Origin of the sequence: Streptomyces sp. C, assembly GCF_000158895.1 — a bacterium.
In the GTDB taxonomy this organism is placed as follows: domain Bacteria; phylum Actinomycetota; class Actinomycetes; order Streptomycetales; family Streptomycetaceae; genus Streptomyces; species Streptomyces racemochromogenes.
Map to the genome: position 1 here is coordinate 237,962 of NZ_GG657750.1, position 17,246 is coordinate 255,207.

Annotated in this window: 17 protein-coding genes and 1 pseudogene; 7 read left to right on the forward strand and 11 right to left on the reverse strand. The window is 73.2% G+C overall.

Translation table 11 applies throughout. The features are described 5' to 3' along the window. Positions 1-101 precede the first annotated feature (101 nt). Positions 102-704 carry a TIGR03086 family metal-binding protein gene (locus SSNG_RS01275; protein ID WP_007261966.1) on the reverse strand — a complete coding sequence of 201 codons (603 nt, stop codon included), beginning with the start codon at positions 702-704 and terminating at the stop codon, positions 102-104. Positions 705-1,406: 702 nt separating this feature from the next. On the opposite strand from SSNG_RS01275, the pseudogene SSNG_RS43340 reads away from it, so the two are divergent. The 3 genes and pseudogenes from SSNG_RS43340 to SSNG_RS01290 all read left to right on the forward strand — a co-directional run. Continuing rightward, positions 1,407-1,577 (forward strand): annotated as a pseudogene (locus SSNG_RS43340) (GNAT family N-acetyltransferase); the annotation flags it as partial. A 220-nt stretch (positions 1,578-1,797) separates the two neighbouring features. Continuing rightward, on the forward strand, positions 1,798-2,022 hold the full coding sequence (gene infA / locus SSNG_RS01285; protein WP_007261968.1) for a translation initiation factor IF-1: 225 nt from the start codon (positions 1,798-1,800) through the stop codon (positions 2,020-2,022). 172 nt (positions 2,023-2,194) lie between these two features. Further along, complete coding sequence (locus SSNG_RS01290; RefSeq protein WP_128636821.1) at positions 2,195-2,971, forward strand: NPP1 family protein; 777 nt, start codon at positions 2,195-2,197, stop codon at positions 2,969-2,971. Positions 2,972-2,974: 3 nt separating this feature from the next. On the opposite strand, the gene SSNG_RS01295 is transcribed toward SSNG_RS01290, so the two are convergent. From SSNG_RS01295 to SSNG_RS01305, 3 genes are all read right to left on the reverse strand, one after another. After that, complete coding sequence (locus tag SSNG_RS01295) at positions 2,975-3,478, reverse strand: GNAT family N-acetyltransferase (protein ID WP_128636822.1); 504 nt, start codon at positions 3,476-3,478, stop codon at positions 2,975-2,977. A 106-nt stretch (positions 3,479-3,584) separates the two neighbouring features. Next, positions 3,585-4,019 carry an Rrf2 family transcriptional regulator gene (locus SSNG_RS01300; RefSeq protein WP_007261971.1) on the reverse strand — a complete coding sequence of 145 codons (435 nt, stop codon included), beginning with the start codon at positions 4,017-4,019 and terminating at the stop codon, positions 3,585-3,587. An 86-nt stretch (positions 4,020-4,105) separates the two neighbouring features. Then, positions 4,106-4,414, reverse strand: coding sequence for a hypothetical protein (locus SSNG_RS01305; RefSeq protein WP_042800370.1), 309 nt, complete (start codon positions 4,412-4,414; stop codon positions 4,106-4,108). A 265-nt stretch (positions 4,415-4,679) separates the two neighbouring features. Between SSNG_RS01305 and SSNG_RS01310 the strand changes: the two genes are divergently transcribed. Together SSNG_RS01310 and SSNG_RS01315 are read left to right on the forward strand one after the other, a co-directional pair. Continuing rightward, complete coding sequence (locus SSNG_RS01310) at positions 4,680-5,561, forward strand: DUF4436 family protein (protein WP_007261973.1); 882 nt, start codon at positions 4,680-4,682, stop codon at positions 5,559-5,561. A gap of 102 nt (positions 5,562-5,663) precedes the next feature. After that, positions 5,664-7,220, forward strand: a complete 1,557-nt coding sequence (locus SSNG_RS01315; RefSeq protein WP_007261974.1) for an SDR family oxidoreductase — start codon at positions 5,664-5,666, stop codon at positions 7,218-7,220. Here SSNG_RS01315 and SSNG_RS01320 read toward each other — a convergent pair. Together SSNG_RS01320 and SSNG_RS01325 are read right to left on the reverse strand one after the other, a co-directional pair. After that, positions 7,171-7,824: a CE1759 family FMN reductase gene (locus SSNG_RS01320; protein WP_007261975.1), complete on the reverse strand. Its 654-nt coding sequence runs from the start codon at positions 7,822-7,824 to the stop codon at positions 7,171-7,173. The genes SSNG_RS01315 and SSNG_RS01320 overlap by 50 nt on opposite strands. Then, positions 7,821-8,918 carry an LLM class flavin-dependent oxidoreductase gene (locus SSNG_RS01325; RefSeq protein WP_007261976.1) on the reverse strand — a complete coding sequence of 366 codons (1,098 nt, stop codon included), beginning with the start codon at positions 8,916-8,918 and terminating at the stop codon, positions 7,821-7,823. The genes SSNG_RS01320 and SSNG_RS01325 overlap by 4 nt, the downstream gene beginning before the upstream one ends. A 164-nt stretch (positions 8,919-9,082) precedes the next feature. On the opposite strand from SSNG_RS01325, the gene SSNG_RS01330 reads away from it, so the two are divergent. Then, positions 9,083-10,147 (forward strand): PI-PLC domain-containing protein, encoded by a 1,065-nt coding sequence (locus SSNG_RS01330; RefSeq protein WP_129593271.1) that lies wholly within the window; start codon positions 9,083-9,085, stop codon positions 10,145-10,147. 54 nt (positions 10,148-10,201) lie between these two features. Here SSNG_RS01330 and SSNG_RS01335 read toward each other — a convergent pair whose 3' ends face one another. The 3 genes from SSNG_RS01335 to SSNG_RS44690 all read right to left on the reverse strand — a co-directional run bounded on the left by SSNG_RS01335 (position 10,202) and on the right by SSNG_RS44690 (position 12,731). Then, complete coding sequence (locus tag SSNG_RS01335; protein WP_007261978.1) at positions 10,202-11,779, reverse strand: NAD(P)/FAD-dependent oxidoreductase; 1,578 nt, start codon at positions 11,777-11,779, stop codon at positions 10,202-10,204. 139 nt (positions 11,780-11,918) lie between these two features. After that, positions 11,919-12,458 carry an EF-hand domain-containing protein gene (locus SSNG_RS01340; protein WP_007261979.1) on the reverse strand — a complete coding sequence of 180 codons (540 nt, stop codon included), beginning with the start codon at positions 12,456-12,458 and terminating at the stop codon, positions 11,919-11,921. Positions 12,459-12,605: 147 nt separating this feature from the next. Continuing rightward, entirely contained in the window at positions 12,606-12,731 is a 126-nt protein-coding gene (locus SSNG_RS44690; protein WP_277752130.1) for a hypothetical protein, read from the reverse strand. Between the two features lie 771 nt (positions 12,732-13,502). On the opposite strand from SSNG_RS44690, the gene SSNG_RS37640 reads away from it, so the two are divergent. After that, positions 13,503-14,924, forward strand: a complete 1,422-nt coding sequence (locus tag SSNG_RS37640) for a TerD family protein (RefSeq protein WP_050779509.1) — start codon at positions 13,503-13,505, stop codon at positions 14,922-14,924. Between the two features lie 21 nt (positions 14,925-14,945). Here the strand turns inward: SSNG_RS37640 and SSNG_RS01350 are convergent, their stop codons facing one another. After that, positions 14,946-16,373 (reverse strand): amino acid permease, encoded by a 1,428-nt coding sequence (locus tag SSNG_RS01350; protein WP_042800371.1) that lies wholly within the window; start codon positions 16,371-16,373, stop codon positions 14,946-14,948. Positions 16,374-16,461: 88 nt separating this feature from the next. Next, a partial coding sequence (locus SSNG_RS01355; protein ID WP_042800372.1) for a sigma factor-like helix-turn-helix DNA-binding protein occupies positions 16,462-17,246 on the reverse strand: 785 nt, incomplete at its 5' end.

Here is a 17,246-nt window from a genome sequence, read left to right on the forward strand (position 1 = left end):
GCGGCGCCCGCTCGCGCGGACCCGCCGTATGTCATGTGATATTTCACATGACATACGAACGGATCATGACCAACGGCTGAACCGTTCCCGCCCACGGTGCGTCAGGAGGGTTCCGGCGGAGTCCAGTCCGGGTGGCGACCGCTCAGCCCGACCGTCCGGTCCAGCAGCGGGGCGTCGTCCGGCACGGGCACGACGGGGCCGAAGATGCCACCGCCGCGGTCGTCCTCCTGGGCGGCCGCGATCAGGAAGTCGTACGAGACCCCCAGCGCGGCCCGGTCCGGTGCGTAGTCCTGGCCGGTGGCCCGGGCCAGGTCCCAGCCGTGGACGACCAGTTCGTCGGCGGCCACGGCGGCGGCGACGGCACCGGGCAGGCCGACGCCGCCGGCGCGGGTCATGCCGCTCCAGGCTGCCGGGTCCCGCCAGGCCTCGGCCAGTTCGCCGAGGAGCCTCGGCAGCCGCTCGCGCCAGTCGGCGGGCAGCCGGGGCACGGCCGTGCCCGGGGGCGTGTCGGTCGTGGGACCGAGGTCCTTGTGGGCCGCGTCGCGGAAGGCTTCGGCCAAGCCCGCCAGGTGGCCCAGCAGTTCGCCGACCGGATAGTCGGGGCAGGGGGTCGGCCCGCCGAGCCGGGCGTCGGGGACACCGGCGACCAGGCCGGCGACGACGGCCGCCTGCGGTCCGAGATCGAACCCCGTCGTGCTGTTCATCAGCCTCTCCTTCCGCGACGCACCGGGGGAAGGCTAGACGCGGGGCCCGGCGGGAGCCGGCCGGACATGCCCGTCCGGACATAAATCGGATGAGACGCGGAGCCGTCCGTTGCTAGGGTGCGGAACGCCGTGACAGGACTTGAGGAGGTGACACCCATGAAGGCTGTATCGAGCTGGGTGCTCTCCGACTTCCGTCACGGTGTGCGGCTGACCTAGGTGTCGCCGTCGGGAGCGCCTTCAACAACCAGGCACTCCCGAAAGGTGACAACCATGGACACCGTGATCATCAACCGGGTCGACGAGACCCGGTGGCAGGCCCTGGACGACGGCAGGGTCGTCGGCCACGGCGATGTCGCGCAACGGCCCGACGGACGGCTCTTCGTCAGCATCGACGTGTGGCGGGACGAGGCCTTCGGCCGACTCGCCGCCGCCATCCTGGCGGACCTTCCGGCTCCCCTCCACACCCTGGTCGGCGAGGCCGACCTCGGTCTGAAGTCCCGCTGGGAACAAGCCGGTTTCACCGCCGGACGCCGCGAGCGCGAGTACGTGCTGCCCACCGACCCGCGCGAGACCGGGCTCGACCCGTCGCGGACACCCGCCGGGGTGCGGATCCTGCCCGGCACGGAGGCGGACGAGGGCCTGCTGCGCGCCCTGCACCGGGCGGTCCGCGAGGAGGCCGAGGCCGGCGCCGGCTGGCGGACCATGCCGGCCGAGGTCCTGCCCCGCCCGAACGGGCCGGTGCCGCTGGACCCTTCGAGGTTCACGGTGGCGGTCCGCGACGGCGCGTACGTGGGGCTGGTGCGGGTGGCGCCGGTCCCCCGCCGGGCCCGGATCGGGCTGGTGGCCGTACGCGCCGGCGAGCAACGGCGGGGCATCGGACGGGCACTGCTGGCGCACGCGCTGGTCGTTGCACGCTGCGGACGACTCGGCCTGGGCCGAGGTGACGAGTCCAACACGGCGCGATCACGCTGTTCGAGGGCATCGGCGCACGCAGGACCGGCGGCAACGTGGAGCTCGTGCGCCACTGACGCGGCATCGCCGGATCCGCCCTCCCCCACCCGCACCCACACCCCGAACCGAGAGACGAGGGACATTGGCAAGAACATCGAAGGGCCTGGAAGTCGAGGGCACCGTCGTCGAGTGCCTGCGCAACGCCACCTTCAAGGTGGAGCTCCAGAACGGGCACCACGTGCTCGCGCACATCAGCGGCAAGATCAGGAAGAACTACATCAGGATCCTGCCGTTCGACCGGGTGCTCGTGGAAGTCAGCACCTATGACCTGACCCGCGGCCGCATCATGTACCGCTACCGGACCTGACCGGCGGCGGACGTGCGCCCGGGGACTCCCCCGGGCGCACGGTCCGGTCCGGCCGAAGAGGCGGTGTCCTGGCTCTTGTCGTGCCATCGGGGTTCGCCAATGATGCTTCCGGCGCGCCCGCCGGACCGGCCGGGCTCCGCGCCACGCCGAACCCGACCAGCCGGAGGCCGCTTTGCTGACGAGCCATCACATCAGGAACGTCCGGAGGGCATCGGTCGCCGTCGGCGCCGCCCTGGCACTGGTCGTCGCCGTGCCGCAGGTGGCCTTCGCGGCTCCGCCGCCGGCCCTGCCCGTGAACGCCGAGGCCGTAGAGCTGACCTTCCAGCCCGCGTACGACTACGACACGGACGGCTGTTACCCGACGCCCGCCATAGGCCCGACCGGCGTCCTGAACGGCGGTCTGAACCCCACCGGCGCGCTGAACGGGAACTGCCGCGACGCCTCGGACCTCGCCAACACCAACGGCTATTCCCGTGCCACCTGCAACAACGGCTGGTGTGCCGTGGCGTACGCGCTGTACTTTGAGAAGGACCAGGCCATCCCGGGCATCAGCCTGGGCGGGCACCGCCACGACTGGGAGCACGTGGTGGTGTGGATCCAGGGCGGCGAGGCGAAGTACGTCTCCACCTCCGCCCACGGCGAGTTCAACGTCCACCCCCGTGACCAGATCCGCTGGGACGGCACCCACCCCAAGATCGTCTATCACAAGGACGGTGTCGGCACGCACTGCTTCCGCCCGGCCAACGGCAACGACGAACCGCCCGAGAACCACCGGGGCACCTGGCAGTTCCCTGCGCTCGTCGGCTGGTCCGGCTACCCCGCGACGCTCCGGGACAAGCTGACCCAGGCGGACTTCGGCAGCGCGCACTTCGGACTGGGGGACGGCTCCTTCGCCTCCCACCTGGCGAAGGCCAAGCCGGCGGGCATCCCCTTCGACCCGAACCAGTAGCGGTCAGCGGGACGCGAAGTCCTCCCGGTCCAGGGCGAAGACGGTACAGGGGCGGTCCAGAACGGTGTCCTCGCGCAGGCGCGCGAAGCCCAGGCGCGAGGCCACCGCGGTGGAGGCGGTGTTGCCGTGATGGATCATGGCGGTGATCCGCCGGAGCCGCAGCGTCCCGAAGCCCCACGCGAGCACCGCCTCGGCCGCTTCGGTGGCGTAGCCGCGCCCCCAGTGGGCACGGGCGAAGGTCCAGCCGATCTCGGTCTCGTCGAACTGCTCCCACCAGTTGAGGCCGCTGCGCCCGATCAACTCGCCGGTGCCGCGCAGTTCGACGGCGCACAGCCCGTGGCCGCGCAGCTCCCACTGGTCCCGGATCGCGCGCAGGCGGTCCGCGGCCTGCTCCGGGGTGTAGCCGCCGACGAACCGGTTGACCTCCTCGTCGGCGTGGAGCTGAACCCACCAGTCGGCGTCGGCTTCGGTGAGCGGGCGCAGTCGGAGGCGTTCTGTGGTGATCACTTGCGTACGGTCCTTCATCTCAAGGGGATGTAACAGCCATGGTTACGACAGCGGCCGAAGAGGAGGCCGGCCCCAGGGGGACCGGCCCTTGCCGAACACGGGTCGCTCAGCTTCCGGCAACCGCCGCTCTCGCCACGTCGGCGACGGTGACGGCCGCCAGTTCGGCCTTCATCGCCTCCTCCGCGCGGTCGTAGACCTCGCGGAGGACGGCGGGGATGCCCTGCGCGACGGGGCACTTCCGGTTGGGCGGCGAGGAGTGCAGGGGGATCAGCGGCTCGGGCTCGACCGCGAGGTGGACGTCCCTCAGCGTGATCGACTCCGGGGTGCGGGCCAGCCGCCAGCCCGCGCCCTGTCCGCGCCGCGACTCCACCAGCCCGGCGTCGCGCAGGCTCCCGAGGGTGCGGCGGATGACGACGGGGTTGGTGTTGACGCTGGCGGCGATCTGCTCGGACGTCACGATGCCGCCGGGCCGGCGGGGGCACACGCGCGCCATCCAGGTCAGCGTGTGCGTGGCCACGGTCATCCGGCTGCTCGCACTCATGGAACCTCCCGCCGCCCGGGTGCCCGCACCCCCTCTGTCGTAACCAAGTCTGTTACGACAGGGGGCCGCGTGTCCAGCCATGGGTGTCAGCGCATGCTCTGGTGGTCCACGATGTCGCAGTCGGTGTAGGCGGTCGGCCTCGTCATCAGCGCCGACAGCGCCTGGGCCAGCTCGTTGGTCTCGGGCGCGGCGCTGTTCGCCATGGCCGCCTCATGGGACTCGAACTGCACCACCGCGAGGTACCGGTTGGGGTTGGCGCGGTCCTTGAGCAGGGTGCGGGCGACGGGGGCCCCGCCGCGCCCCTGCGAGCGGGCCTGCTCCTCGTAGGAGCGCAGCAGCTCGCGCACCTCCTCGATGCGTTCCGTCTCGAAGTCGATGATCTGCGCGAACTGCATGGTGCCGGCTCCTCCGTCGTGCGGGGCCGCGCCCTCGGTGAGTGGGCCTGCGCACAGCAAACACCCTCGTGCTCGGCGGACCCGGGTCCCACGCTCGACGACGCGGCGAATCCACGGGATCGGGCTAGGGGCCGGGATGACGGGGTGCCGGCGGGCCGGGCGCGGCTGCGCGGCGACACGCCCCGGGCGGATGCGGCGGGCCGGCGGGCCGGTGGACGAGGATCAACCGCGGTCACCGCCCCTCCCCCCTCCCGCCGGAGTCGCCATGGCCCCCACCTGGGACCCACGCAGCCCTCGCCGATCCGGAGCGTCGCTCCTGCCGGTCCTGCTCCCCATCGCGGTCCTGATCGTGGTGGCGGTGGGGGTGGGGTCGTGGCTGCAGTTCTCCGAACGGCAGGCGCTCGACCGGGTGCACACGGCCGGATCCGCGGCCGCCGACCGGGTGGACGTGCAGGCCACCGTGCAGCGCGTCGACGCCTCGTCCAGGGAGCTGGTCCTGCGGGTCCGGGTCACCCCGCGCGGGAGCCTCGGGGAGGAGGACGGCACCGCCCCGGTGGCCGATCTCGGCCTGCAGACCTCCGCGGCGACCCTCGGCGACCTCGCGTTCAAGGCGCACGAGCGGATCACGACCAGGGACGTGCAGGTCGCGCTCACGGCCGGGTCGATCAGCGACTACCCGTTCGACTCCTACGAGACCGACGTCGAGTTCTGGGCCCTGCTCGACGGCAGGCAGGTGCCGGTGCGGATGCTGTTCTCCAACAACGACAGCCTCTTCGCGGTCGACGCGACCCCCTCCGGCCCACCGCAGGAGGCCGCCCTGGCGCTGGGGCTGGAGCGGTCGGGCAGCCTGCTGGTCTTCGCGGTCTTCATGATGGCCGTCATGTGGGCGCTGGCGGCGTCCGTGCTCATCGGCGCCTGGTACCTGACGACCCGCGGCGAGGGCCTGGTCTGGCCCGCCCTCGCCTGGATGGCCGCCACCCTGTTCGCCCTCGCCGCGTTCCGCAACACCGCGCCGGGTACTCCCCCCATCGGCTGCGTGCTGGACTGGTTCGCCTTCCTGTGGGCCGAGACCGTCATCGCCCTCTGCCTGCTCGCCGTGGTCGTCACGGGCGTCCGCGCCGCCCTCCGCGCCGACGACACGGCATGACGCCGCCCGGGCGACGAAGCGGTGCGCAACCGATGCGTCTTGCGGCCGCCCCGCACCGGGTCCAGGCTCGGAGGGTGCGGGGCCGAGGGAAGGAGCCAGCCCATGGCGGGTGACGAGCGGGGACGAGCCGCGGCGGGGGGCCTGTGCCTGGTCACCGGTGCCACCGGCTACATCGGCGGCCGCCTGGCGCCCGAGCTCCTCGACGCCGGCTTCCGGGTCCGGGCGCTGGCCCGCTCCCCGGAGCGGCTGCGCGACCACCCCTGGGCCGGCCGCGCCGAGGTGGTGCGCGGGGACGTCACCGACGCGGAGTCGCTGGACGCGGCGTTGCGCGGGGTGGACGTGGCCTACTACCTGGTGCACGGCCTCGGCGCCGGTCCCGGCTTCGAGGAGCGCGACCGGGCCGCGGCCCGGCTCTTCGCCGAGCGGGCCCGGGCGGCCGGCGTAGGGCGCATCGTCTACCTCGGGGGGCTGACCCCGGCGGGCCTGCCCCCAGAGGGTCTCTCCCCGCACCTGCGCTCCCGGGCCGAGGTCGGCCGCATCCTGCTGGCCTCGGGCGTGCCCTGCACCGTGCTGCGGGCGGCCGTGGTCATCGGCTCCGGCTCGGCCTCGTTCGAGATGCTCCGCTACCTGACGGAACGGCTGCCCGTCATGATCACGCCGAGCTGGGTGGGCACCCGGGTGCAGCCCATCGCCGTCCGCGACGTGCTCCGCTACCTCGTCGGCAGCGCGGGCATGCCCCCGGAGGTCAGCCGGGCCTTCGACATCGGCGGGCCGGACGTCCTCACGTACGAGGAGATGATGCACCGGTACGCGGCGGTCGCCGAGCTTCCGCACCGGCGCATCCTGCGCGTGCCCATGCTCAGCCCTGGGCTCTCCAGCCTCTGGATCGGCCTGGTCACCCCGGTGCCCCGGGCGCTGGCCCGGCCGCTCGCCGAGTCGCTGCGCCACGAGGTGGTGTGCGCGGAGCACGACATCGCCCGCTGGGTGCCCGATCCGCCGGGGGCGCCGCTGGCCTTCGACCGGGCGCTGGCCTTCGCCCTGCGTCGGGTCCGCGAGGCCCAGGTGAGCACCCGCTGGTCCTCCGCCTCCCTGCCCGGCGCCCCCAGCGACCCACTGCCCACCGACCCCGACTGGGCGGGCGGCAGCCTCTACACGGACCACCGCAGCACCGGGGTGGCGGCCCCGCCGGCGGCGCTGTGGCGGGTGGTGGAGGGCATCGGCGGCGAGCACGGCTGGTACTCCTTCCCGCTGGCGTGGGCCGTCCGGGGCTGGCTGGACCGCCTGGCGGGCGGCGCGGGCATCCGCCGCGGCCGGCGCGACGCCAGCCGGCTGCGGGTGGGCGACGCGCTCGACTTCTGGCGGGTCGAGGAGATCGAGCCGGGCCGGCTGCTGCGGCTGCGCGCCGAGATGCGGGTGCCGGGTCTGGCGTGGCTGGAGATGTACGCCGAACCCGACCCGGAGCACGAGGGCCGGTCGCGCTACCGGCAGCGCGCCCTCTTCCACCCTCGCGGCCTGCTCGGCCACCTGTACTGGTGGGCCGTGAGCCCCTTCCACGCGGCGGTGTTCGGCGGCATGGCCCGCAACATCGCCCACGCCGCCGAGCAGGCCCCTAGCCGGCCCGGAGCGCGGCCAGCCGCTGTTCGAAGGGCACCACGGTGAAGCCGTCCGCCGGGTCCACCGACGTGACCGCCCCCGTCAGCGAGCGGGGCGCGATCGCGGCGGCGGTGTCGACGTCCGGGGCGGCGGCTGCGGCGGCGGGCGCCGCGAAGCGCGCCAGCTCGGCGCCGGCCCGGGCGATCCGCCGCTCCAGCCCCTCCCCGCCCCAGTCCTCCGAGGCCGCGTACACGGCGGTCGGCAGGACGAGGGCGCGCAGGTGGGTGAAGAGCGGGCGCATGGCGTGCTCGGTGACGAGGGAGTGCCGGGCGGTGCCGCCGGTCGCCCCGAGGAGCACCGGCTTCCCGGTCAGGGCGTCCTTGTCGATGAGGTCGAAGAACGACTTGAACAGGCCGCTGTAGGAGGCCGCGAACACCGGTGTCACGGCGATCAGGCCGTCCGCGGCGGCCACCGCGTCGAGTGCGGCGGCCAGCCGGGCCTGCGGGAACCCGGTGACGAGGTGCTGGGCGATCTCCGTCGCCAGGTCCCGCAGCTCGATCACCTCCGTCCGGGCGTCCACGTTGGCCTGCGTCGCGGCCGCCAGGCGGTCGGCGAGCAGCCGCGTGGACGAGGGCGAGCTCAGACCGGCCGATACTACGACGAGCTTCATGCCCGCTCCTCCTCCTGGGCCGTGGCGGCCGCGGCCACGCGGGCCCGGTGGGTCGGCGCGTCCGGCACGCCGGCCGGGCGCAGGTTCGCGAACTCCTTGCGCAGTACCGGCACGACCTCCTCGCCCAGCAGGTCGAGCTGCTCCAGGACGGTCTTCAGGGGCAGGCCCGCGTGGTCCAGCAGGAACAGCTGGCGCTGGTAGTCGCCGGCGTAGTCCCTGAAGGAGAGGGTCCGCTCGATGACCTGCTGCGGGGAGCCCACGGTCAGGGGCGTCTGGGAGGTGAACTCCTCCAGGGACGGGCCGTGGCCGTACACCGGCGCGTTGTCGAAGTACGGGCGGAACTCCCGCACCGCGTCCTGCGAGTTCCTGCGCATGAACACCTGGCCGCCGAGGCCGACGATGGCCTGTTCCGGGGTGCCGTGCCCGTAGTGGGCGTAGCGCTCGCGGTAGAGGTTCACCATCTGCCTGGTGTGGGAGGCCGGCCAGAAGATGTTGTTGTGGAAGAAGCCGTCGCCGTAGTAGGCGGCCTGCTCGGCGATCTCGGGCGAGCGGATGGAGCCGTGCCACACGAAGGGCGCGACGCCGTCGAGCGGGCGCGGGGTCGAGGTGAAGGACTGGAGCGGCGTACGGAACTTGCCCTTCCAGGTGACGACGTCCTCGTCCCAGAGGCGGCGCAGCAGCGCGTAGTTCTCGATGGCGAGGTCGATGCCGTCTCGGATGTCCTTGCCGAACCAGGGGTAGACCGGGCCGGTGTTGCCGCGGCCCATCATGAGGTCGACGCGGCCGTCGGCGACGTGCTGGAGCATCGCGAAGTCCTCGGCGATCTTCACCGGGTCGTTCGTGGTGATCAGGGTCGTCGACGTGGACAGGATCAGGTTCTCGGTGCGCGCGGCGACGTAGCCGAGCATGGTCGTCGGCGAGGAGGGGACGAACGGCGGGTTGTGGTGCTCGCCGGTGGCGAAGACGTCGAGGCCGACCTCCTCGGCCTTCTGCGCGATGGTGAGCATCGCCTTGATCCGCTCGTGCTCGCCGGGCGCGCGTCCGGTCGTCGGATCGGGCGTGACGTCACCGACGGTGAAGATCCCGAACTGCATGGCTTCCCTTCCCAAGATTGTTTATGTTTCAACCATACCTCGGAACAGAGGACCCCGCCGCCGTATTCCCCGGCATGCGCGGCGGCCGCCGCACACCCCGGCAGGAACCGGCCGAACCCGTCCGCGCGCGGGCGCATCGCCGGGTGGAGCGCTACCCTCCGGCCATGATTGACATGGACACGCCCTTTCGGGCCCGTCGGGGCGGCCTCGCCGCCGCGCGACCGCGAAGAACCGGCCTGCGCCTCCTCGTGTGCCTCCTCCTGGCGGCCCTCCTCTGCGCACCGGGCGCCGCGGCCGCCCCGGCGCCGCACACCGCCGCCGGCACCCCGTCGGCGGCCGCCACCGCACGCTGGGGTGACCGCCGCCTCGACGAGGCCGCCTTCCTGACCACCCACAACTCGTTCACCAACTACGAGGATTCCCGCTGGAGTTCGGTGAACCAGTCCGAGTCGGTGCGCGCCCAGCTCGACAACGGGGTGCGCGGCCTGAGTCTGGACACGCACTGGTACGAGCGCAGCACCTGGCTGTGCGTCATCAGCTTCGGCAGCGACTGCTACCCCAGCGACGTGTACCTCTGCCACGGCGACTGCAAGACCTTCGCCGGGGCCACGTACGCGCTGCCCCGGCAGTCCTTCCACGGCACGATGCAGACCGTGGTGGACTTCCTGGCCGCCCATCCCGAGGAGTTCGTGACCGTCTTCCTGGAGGACTACGTCAGCGCCGGCCAGCTGCGGCAGTCCCTGGGCCGGGTCCGCGGGCTCGACCAGTTGCTGTTCCGGCCCGACGAGTGGGGCGTCCGGCAGAACGGGTGGCCGAAGGTGGCCGACCTCGTCACCGCCGGCAAGCGCCTGCTGGTCTTCTCCGACCGCTCCGACCGGGAGGACCTGGGCGTCATGTACGACCGGTCGTGGACGGTCGCCAACTACTGGAGCCTCGGCGACATGGGCGACGACCTCGCGTGCGTCACCCGCTGGCCCGACGTTCCCCTGGACCGCCGGGAGCCGGGATTCCGGCGGCTGTTCACGATGAGCCACCACCGCAACGTGCCGACCGTCCTCACCGCGGCCCTGGACAACGGCGCCAAGCTCAGGAACCGCGTCGCCGGGCAGTGCCGGACCGCGGCCGGGGGGCGCACGCCGAACTTCGTCTCCGTCGACTTCCACCGGCTGTCCGACGGCAGCGGCCACACCCCCGCCTCGATCGTCACGGAACTGAACGCCGGCCCCTGACGGCCGCCTTCCGGCCCCTGCCGCCCGGGCGGCAGGGGCCGGTGCCGGTGCCGGTCAGAAGCCGCAGGCCACCCGCGCGTCCCGGAAGCGGTCGGGGTGCCGCCGCCGGTACTCGACCAGCGACTGCGCGACCGCGGCGCCTTCGCCCACCGCGGCCCCGACCCGCTTGACGGACCCGGACCGCACGTCGCCCACGGCGAACACTCCGGGCACGCTGGTCTCCATCGGGAGCGCGTCCGGGCCCGCCCCGCCGCTGCCGGTCAGGACGTACCCGCGCTCGTCGAGCTTCAGCGCGCCGCCGAGCCACTCGGTCGACGGCCGGCCGCCGATCAGGACGTACAGGCAGTGCGCACCGACGGTCCGCTCCGCGCCGTCACGCTCGCGCAGCCTGAGCCCGGTGAGGGTGTCCCCGCCGAGGCATTCGGCGACCTCGGTGCCCAGCAGGACCCGCAGGCCCGGGGTCCGCTCGATGCGCTGCACCAGGTAGCTCGACATGGACGCGCCGAGGTCGGTGCCGCGCACCAGCAGGGTGACGGAGCGGGCGTACCGGGCGAAGTAGAGGGCGGCCTGTCCCGCGGAGTTGCCCGCGCCCACCATGTACACGTCCTCGCCGGCGGTCGAGGGGGCGTCGGAGAGGCAGGACCCGTAGTACACGCCGGAGTTGAGGAGCCGGTCGACGCCGGGGGCCGTGAGGCGGTTCCAGTCCACGCCGGTGGCGACGACCACGGCCGCCGCGGTCACCGAGGCCGCCTCCTCGGTGCCCGCCTTGACGAACTCGACGCTGTGGTCGCCCGTGCCCGTCGGGACCACCCGGCTCGCCACCCGGGTGGGCTGCCACTCGACGCGGGCCCGGCGGGCCTGCTGGAGGGCGCGCTGGGCGAGGTCGCCGCCGGTCAGGCCCACGGGGAAGCCGAGGTAGTTCTCGATCCGCGAGGTCGATCCCGCCTGTCCGCCTGGGGCGTCGTCCTCGATCACGACCACGCTCATGCCCTCGGCGGCCGCGTACACCGCCGCGGACAGGCCTCCGGGGCCGCCGCCGATCACGGCGACGTCGTAGTGGTCCTGGCCGGCCGGGCGGATGAGGCCGAGCCGTTCGGCCAGTTCGCTGATCGAGGGGTCGCTCAGCTCGGTTCCGTCGCCGAGCCGGACGGTCACCGGGGCGTCCCTCGTGTCCTCCTCGGGCAGCCAGCGGAAGATCACGCCGCTGCGGCCGAGGAAGTCGCGTACGGCGTAGGCGGCGGGCGAGAACCGGCTGCCGCGCACCTCGGCGGTCGGCAGGCCGCCCTGGCTGTCGGCGTTCCAGGTGCACAGGGAGTCGTCGAGCGCGACCCGGAGGTGCTCGGCGGGGTGTTCCCCGGCGGCGGGCGCGTCGTCGGAGCGCCGGGCCAGGGGCAGCCAGCGTACGCCGGGGTGCGCGCCACCGGGCTCGGGGGCCTCGTCGGCGAGGACGGCGGCGACGGGCACCTTGCCGTCGGCCAGAGCGTTCAGCGCCCTGACCGCCTCCGCGGGTCCGCCGACCTGGAGCACCCGGAACGACGTCCGGTACCAGCTCTGCACCAGCTCGGCCGTCTCGTGCCGGCGGATCGGATCGGGGTCGGACAGAACGATCACCGGCAGTGCGGCATCGGCCATCAGGGTCCTCCACAGAACATCGAAAGATCGGCTTGCTCTCCGGTCAACGAGCGGGGAGGCGATACGAACCGGCTGCGGAGGAGCCCTCGCGGGCGCGGGCCGGCGGCGGGCGCGCGGGCACCCGCCGCGGCCCCGGCGGTCAGAGGCGGCCGAAGAACTGGTTCCCGCGGGCCGCGTGGTTCTCGCTGGTGTAGTACTCCTTCATCGCGGAGCTGATCTCCTCGCGGCTCAGCTGCCCGTCACCGTCGACGTCGAGCCGGTCGAAGGCCTCGTCGAACGTCTGCCGGGGCAGCCGGAACATGCCGTGCAGCAGGGAGGTGTACTCGTCCCGGCTCAGCATGCCGTCGCCGTCGCGGTCGCCGAGCTCGGTCCAGGCGTTGCTCATGTTCCGGATCCGCTCCCAGATCCGGTTCTGGTCGGTGACGATCCGCGCCCGGAACGCCGACCGGAACTCCTGCCGGTCGACTCCCCCGTCGTCGTTCCGGTCCATCCGCTGGAAGACGGTGTCCCAGAGCTCGGCCAGCGAGTCCCGGAGCCCGGCCACGTCGTCCGGGGTGAGGCCGAGCGACTCGGCGAGCCGGTCCGAGAGACCGATGACGTCCGACTTGTCGAGCCGCCCGTCGCGGTCCGAGTCGAAGACGTCGAACGACCGGTCCAGCTTGATGTCCAGAACGCTCACGACAACACCCCTTCACTCACGGTATCCGCTCCGCCACGGTGCGGAGCGGAGCGGGCCCAGGAAACCACACGGCCGCGCCCGTGCGCAGCGAACGCCCTGTTCCGCTGGGCGTTCCGGGTGACGGGGCGGCCGGGCGTCCGATACGGGTCAGCGCGCGCCGGCTCCCGTGCCCGGGTCCCGCTGGTGGCGCAGCCAGGCCGTCAGGGCCGCCTGGAGTTCGGCCACTTCGCGGGGGGTGAGGTCCTCGCCGCCCGGGCCGGCGTGCAGGCGCACCCCCGTCCCGGTGACGCTCCAGCCGGTGCCGCGCCCCGGGCGGGAGGCGAGGGTGCGGCCTTCGGCGAGCGCGCCCAGCGCCCGGCGGACCGCCGGGGGGACGCCGCCCGGGCCGGGCGGCGGGGCGGCGGTGGACGCCTGCGGGGTGAGGCCGATCGCGGCGTAAAAGGCGGTCAGAGCGTCTTCGAGCGTGCCGGGGCCGGAGGGGGCGGCTCCGGGAAAGGGGGATCAGCTCCGGATGGGCCCGGGGCGCGTTCTCGCCCCACGGGCGGGGGTGGAGGGGGCGTTCGTCGGTGTCGAGCCGGATGCAGACCGGGGGGATCAGCTCCCGGCCGTAGCCCTGGTGGACCAGGCCCGCGTACACCCGGCGCAGGGTGGCGGCCTGGCGGGGTACCGGATGCGGATCCGGGGCGGCCGGGGCCTGCGGTCTGGCGGGGCGCGGTGCCATGCCGAGGAGGCCGCTGCCGTGGTGCAGGACGCCCGCCTGGGTGAGCACCACCGTGGCCTGCCGGCCCTTCCTGTCCCAGCCGAGCCGGAACCCCACCACCGTGGTCCCCATCCGTCCGCTCCTCCCCGGCCGCCGCCACCCGGGCCCGGCCGTCCGGAGCACGGTAACCAGGGCCGCGCGCGCCGGGGGCGGGCATGACCGAGGTCCGCCCCCGGCCGGGCCGAGTGTGCTAAAGGGTGTTGACCCTGGGAGGGATCTCACGGATCGTCACACCGGGGAAGAAAAGCTCGACTTGTGGCGGACTGGCCTGCGACGATGCCGACATGACGCAGATCATCAAGGGGGGCAACCTGCCCGTGTCCGGCGAGCCCATGCGGGTCGCCGTGGTCCGTCGGGCGGCCGGGCCGGGTGTGCCCGAGATCGACCCGGCGGCACTGCTGCTGGACGACAGCGGAAAGGTGAGGGGCCGCAGCGACCTCGTCTTCTACAACCAGCGCGCGCACGCCACCAGCGCCGTGGAGCTCCTGGGCAACGCCCGCAGCGAGGACGGCCGGATGGCCGACTGGCTGGAGATCGACCCCGGCCGGGTCGAGCCGGAGGTGGAACGCATCGTCATCGCGGCCTCCTCCGAGGGCGCGACCTTCGGTGAGATACCGGGGCTGTACCTGGAGGCGGTCAGCACGGCCACGGGCGAGAGGATGGTGGTGTACTCGGTCGACGACGACGACGCGACGACCGAGACCGCCTACGTGCTGGGCGAGTTCTACCGCCGCGACGGGGGCTGGAAGTTCCGCGCGGTCGGGCAGGGCTACGACTCCGGGCTCCCGGGGCTGGCCGAGGACTACGGGTTCGCGGTGGAGGACGAGGCGGAGGCCGAGGCGCAGGAGGCGGATGCCGGTCCGCCGCCCGCTCCCGCACTGCCCGAGGCCCCGCCGCCCGCCCCGCCGCTGCCGGCGGCAGCGGCCCCGGCGGGGGCGGTCACGGCTCCGGCGGCGGCCGTCCCGGCGGAGGCCGGGGCCGAAGCGGCCGCCGCGGCACCCGCCGTGCCCGCCGGCATCCCCGTCTCCAAGTCGGGCGCCCCGCTGCTGGGCACCATCACCAGGCGGATCAACAGCCTCCCGACCGACTTCGGTCCGGACTTCCCCGTCTTCACCCAGGAGGGCAGGGGGGAGGACATCGTCCGGGTGGAGGCCGCCACGGCGGCCGGCTTCGCGGTCGTCGACCTGGTCCGCCTCGGTGAAGGCCACGTCGAGGTGGCCGCGTTGAACCACCGCAACCGCGAGAAGAGCCCCTCGGCCCTGCGCGGCTGGGCCGAGGACTTCACCGGCCGCGGGATCGTGGACCACGACGGGAACGGACCGCTGCGGCTGCGCGTGAAGGCGCGGGGCGAGTGGAAGATCACCGTCAGTCCGGTGTCGGTGCTGCGGGACGCCTCCGAGCGCGTCGAGGGCGTCGGCTCCGACGTCCTGGCGTACTCGGGGCCCGCCGTCGACCTCGCCGTCAGGTACCGCAACAGCAAGGACGACGCCTGGTTCGAGCTGGAGTCCCTGAGGCGCAGCGCCTCGCGCCGAACCCTGCACAGCGGTGACAGGTGGCCGGGGCGGAGCACGGTGGCGCTGACCCGCGGGGCACGGCTGCTGATCGTCAGCTACGACAGCGCCTGGTCCCTCACCCCCCGCGAGGTCACCCCGCACCCCAACCGGCGGGAGGGCGAGATCCCGCCGTTCTGGCGGCGCCTGCGCTGACCGGTGCGCCCCGCGGGGCGTTCACCGGCCGGGGTCCGTGCGCCCGGCCATCTTGGAGTTGCGGTAGGAGTAGCCGAAGTAGATGACCAGGCCGACGAGGAACCAGACCACGAAGCGGAGCCAGGTCTCCACGCGGAGGTAGGTGATGAGCCAGATCGACGCGATGACCCCGACGGCGGGGGTGAAGGGCATCAGCGGGGTGCGGAAGGTGCGGGGCAGGTCGGGGCGCTTGTAGCGGAGCACGATGACCGAGGTGCACACGACGGCGAAGGCGAGCAGGATGCCGATGTTGGTGAGCTCCGCGGCCTCGCCGATCGGCACGAATCCGGCGATGGCCGCCGAGGCCACCCCGACGATCCAGGTGACGCGGGTCGGGACGTGGCGGGTGGGGTGGGTCTTGGCGAACCAGCCGGGCAGGAGTCCGTCACGGCTCATGGAGAACCACACGCGGGTCACGCCGAGCATGAAGGTGAACATGACGGTGAGGATGCCGATGATCGCCCCGACCGCGATGATGTCGGCGACGACCGGCAGCCCGGCCGCCTTGAAGGCGCTGGAGAATCCGCTCTCCGGGTCGATGTCGGTGTACTTCTGCATGCCCGTCAGGACCAGGCAGGCGAGGACGTACAGCACCATGGCGATGGCGAGGGAGTAGAGGATCGCCTTGGGCATGTGCCGCTGTGCGTCCTTGGACTCCTCCGCCGCCGTGCTCATGGCGTCGTAGCCGAAGACCGCGAAGAAGACGGTGGCGGCTCCGGTGAAGGCGCCGCCGACGCCGAAGGGGAAGAACGGCGTGTAGTTGTCGGACGTGACGTGGAAGAAGCCGACGACGACCACGAGCAGGACGACCAGCACCTTGAGGACGACCACGACCGTCTCGAAGCGGGCGGCGTTCTTGATGCCGAGGGTGAGCAGGTAGGCCGTGAACAGGCACAGGACCGCCGCGATGAGGTCGAAGCGGTGCCCTTCGCCGGTGCCGGGGGCGCCGAGCATCCAGGTGGGGAGGGAGGCGCCGGTCTCCTCCAGGAGGAAGTTGAAGTAGCCGGAGATGCCGATGGCGACGACCGCGACGATGGCCGTGTACTCCAGCAGCAGGTCCCAGCCGATGAACCAGCCGGCCAGTTCGCCGAGGACGGCGTACCCGTAGGTGTAGGCGGAGCCGGCCTTCGGGATCAGGCCGGCGAACTCGGCGTAGGAGAAGGCGGCCGCGGCGCTGGCGACGCCGGCGATGAGGAAGGAGAGCAGCACCGCCGGTCCGGCGACGCCGTTGGCGACGGTCCCGGCGAGGGTGAAGATGCCGGCGCCGATGATGCCGCCGACGCCGATGGCGGTGAGCTGCCAGAGGCCGAGGGTGCGGGTGAGCTGCTGGCTGGGCGCGCCTTCGGGCTCCTCGATGTGCTCGATCGGTTTGCGGCGCAGTACGCCCTGCCCTGACCACAGGCTGGCCATGCTCCGATCCTTTCGGCCGGGGTGACGGGCGCACATCATCTCGGAAGCGCCAACTTTGCGGAACTAGGCGCTCCGGCGGTGGTGCCCGTCAGTTCCAGATCCGGAGCTTCTCCGGGTTGCGCACCGCCCAGATGCGGGTGATCCGGTCGCCCGCGAGGGCGAAGGCGGCCACCGTGACGGTGGTGCCGCCGAAGCGTGCCACCAGGCCGGGGCGGCCGTTGACGGACCGTTCCAGGAGGGTCATGCCGGGCGTGGACCTGCCGCCGGTGTCGGTGAGGTAGCGGGCGATCCGGTCCGCGCCGACGACCGGGTGCGCCACGGCGCCGACCAAGCCGCCGCCGTCGGCGACCATCGTGGCGTCGGGGTCGAGGAGGCCGACGAGGGCCGCGACGTCCTTGGCCTCCCAGGCCCGCTTGAAGTCCCTGATGACGCGGGCCCGTCCGGCGGCCGGGCCCGGGTGGGGGCGGGCCGTGCCGACGCGGCGGCGGGCCGATGCCGCCAGCTGGCGGCAGGCCGCCGGGGTGCGGCCGAGGACGCCGGCCAAGTCGGCGAAGGGGTAGCGGAAGACGTCGTGGAGGATGAACGCGATCCTTTCGGCCGGGGTCATCGTTTCCAGTACGACGAGGAAGGCCATGTCGACCGACTCGTCGAGGGTGATCCGGTCGGCCGGGTCGGCGCCGGCGCCGCCGTGCGCGCCGATCCACTCCGTGTGGTCGGGCAGCGGCTCGGGAACCCACTGTCCGACGTAGCTCTCGCGCCGGGCGCGGGCGGAGCCGAGTACGTCGAGGCAGACGCGGCTCGCCACGGTGGTCAGCCAGGCGCCGGGCGACTCGACCGCCTCCTGCTTCTCCCGCGGCATGGCGTACCAGCGGG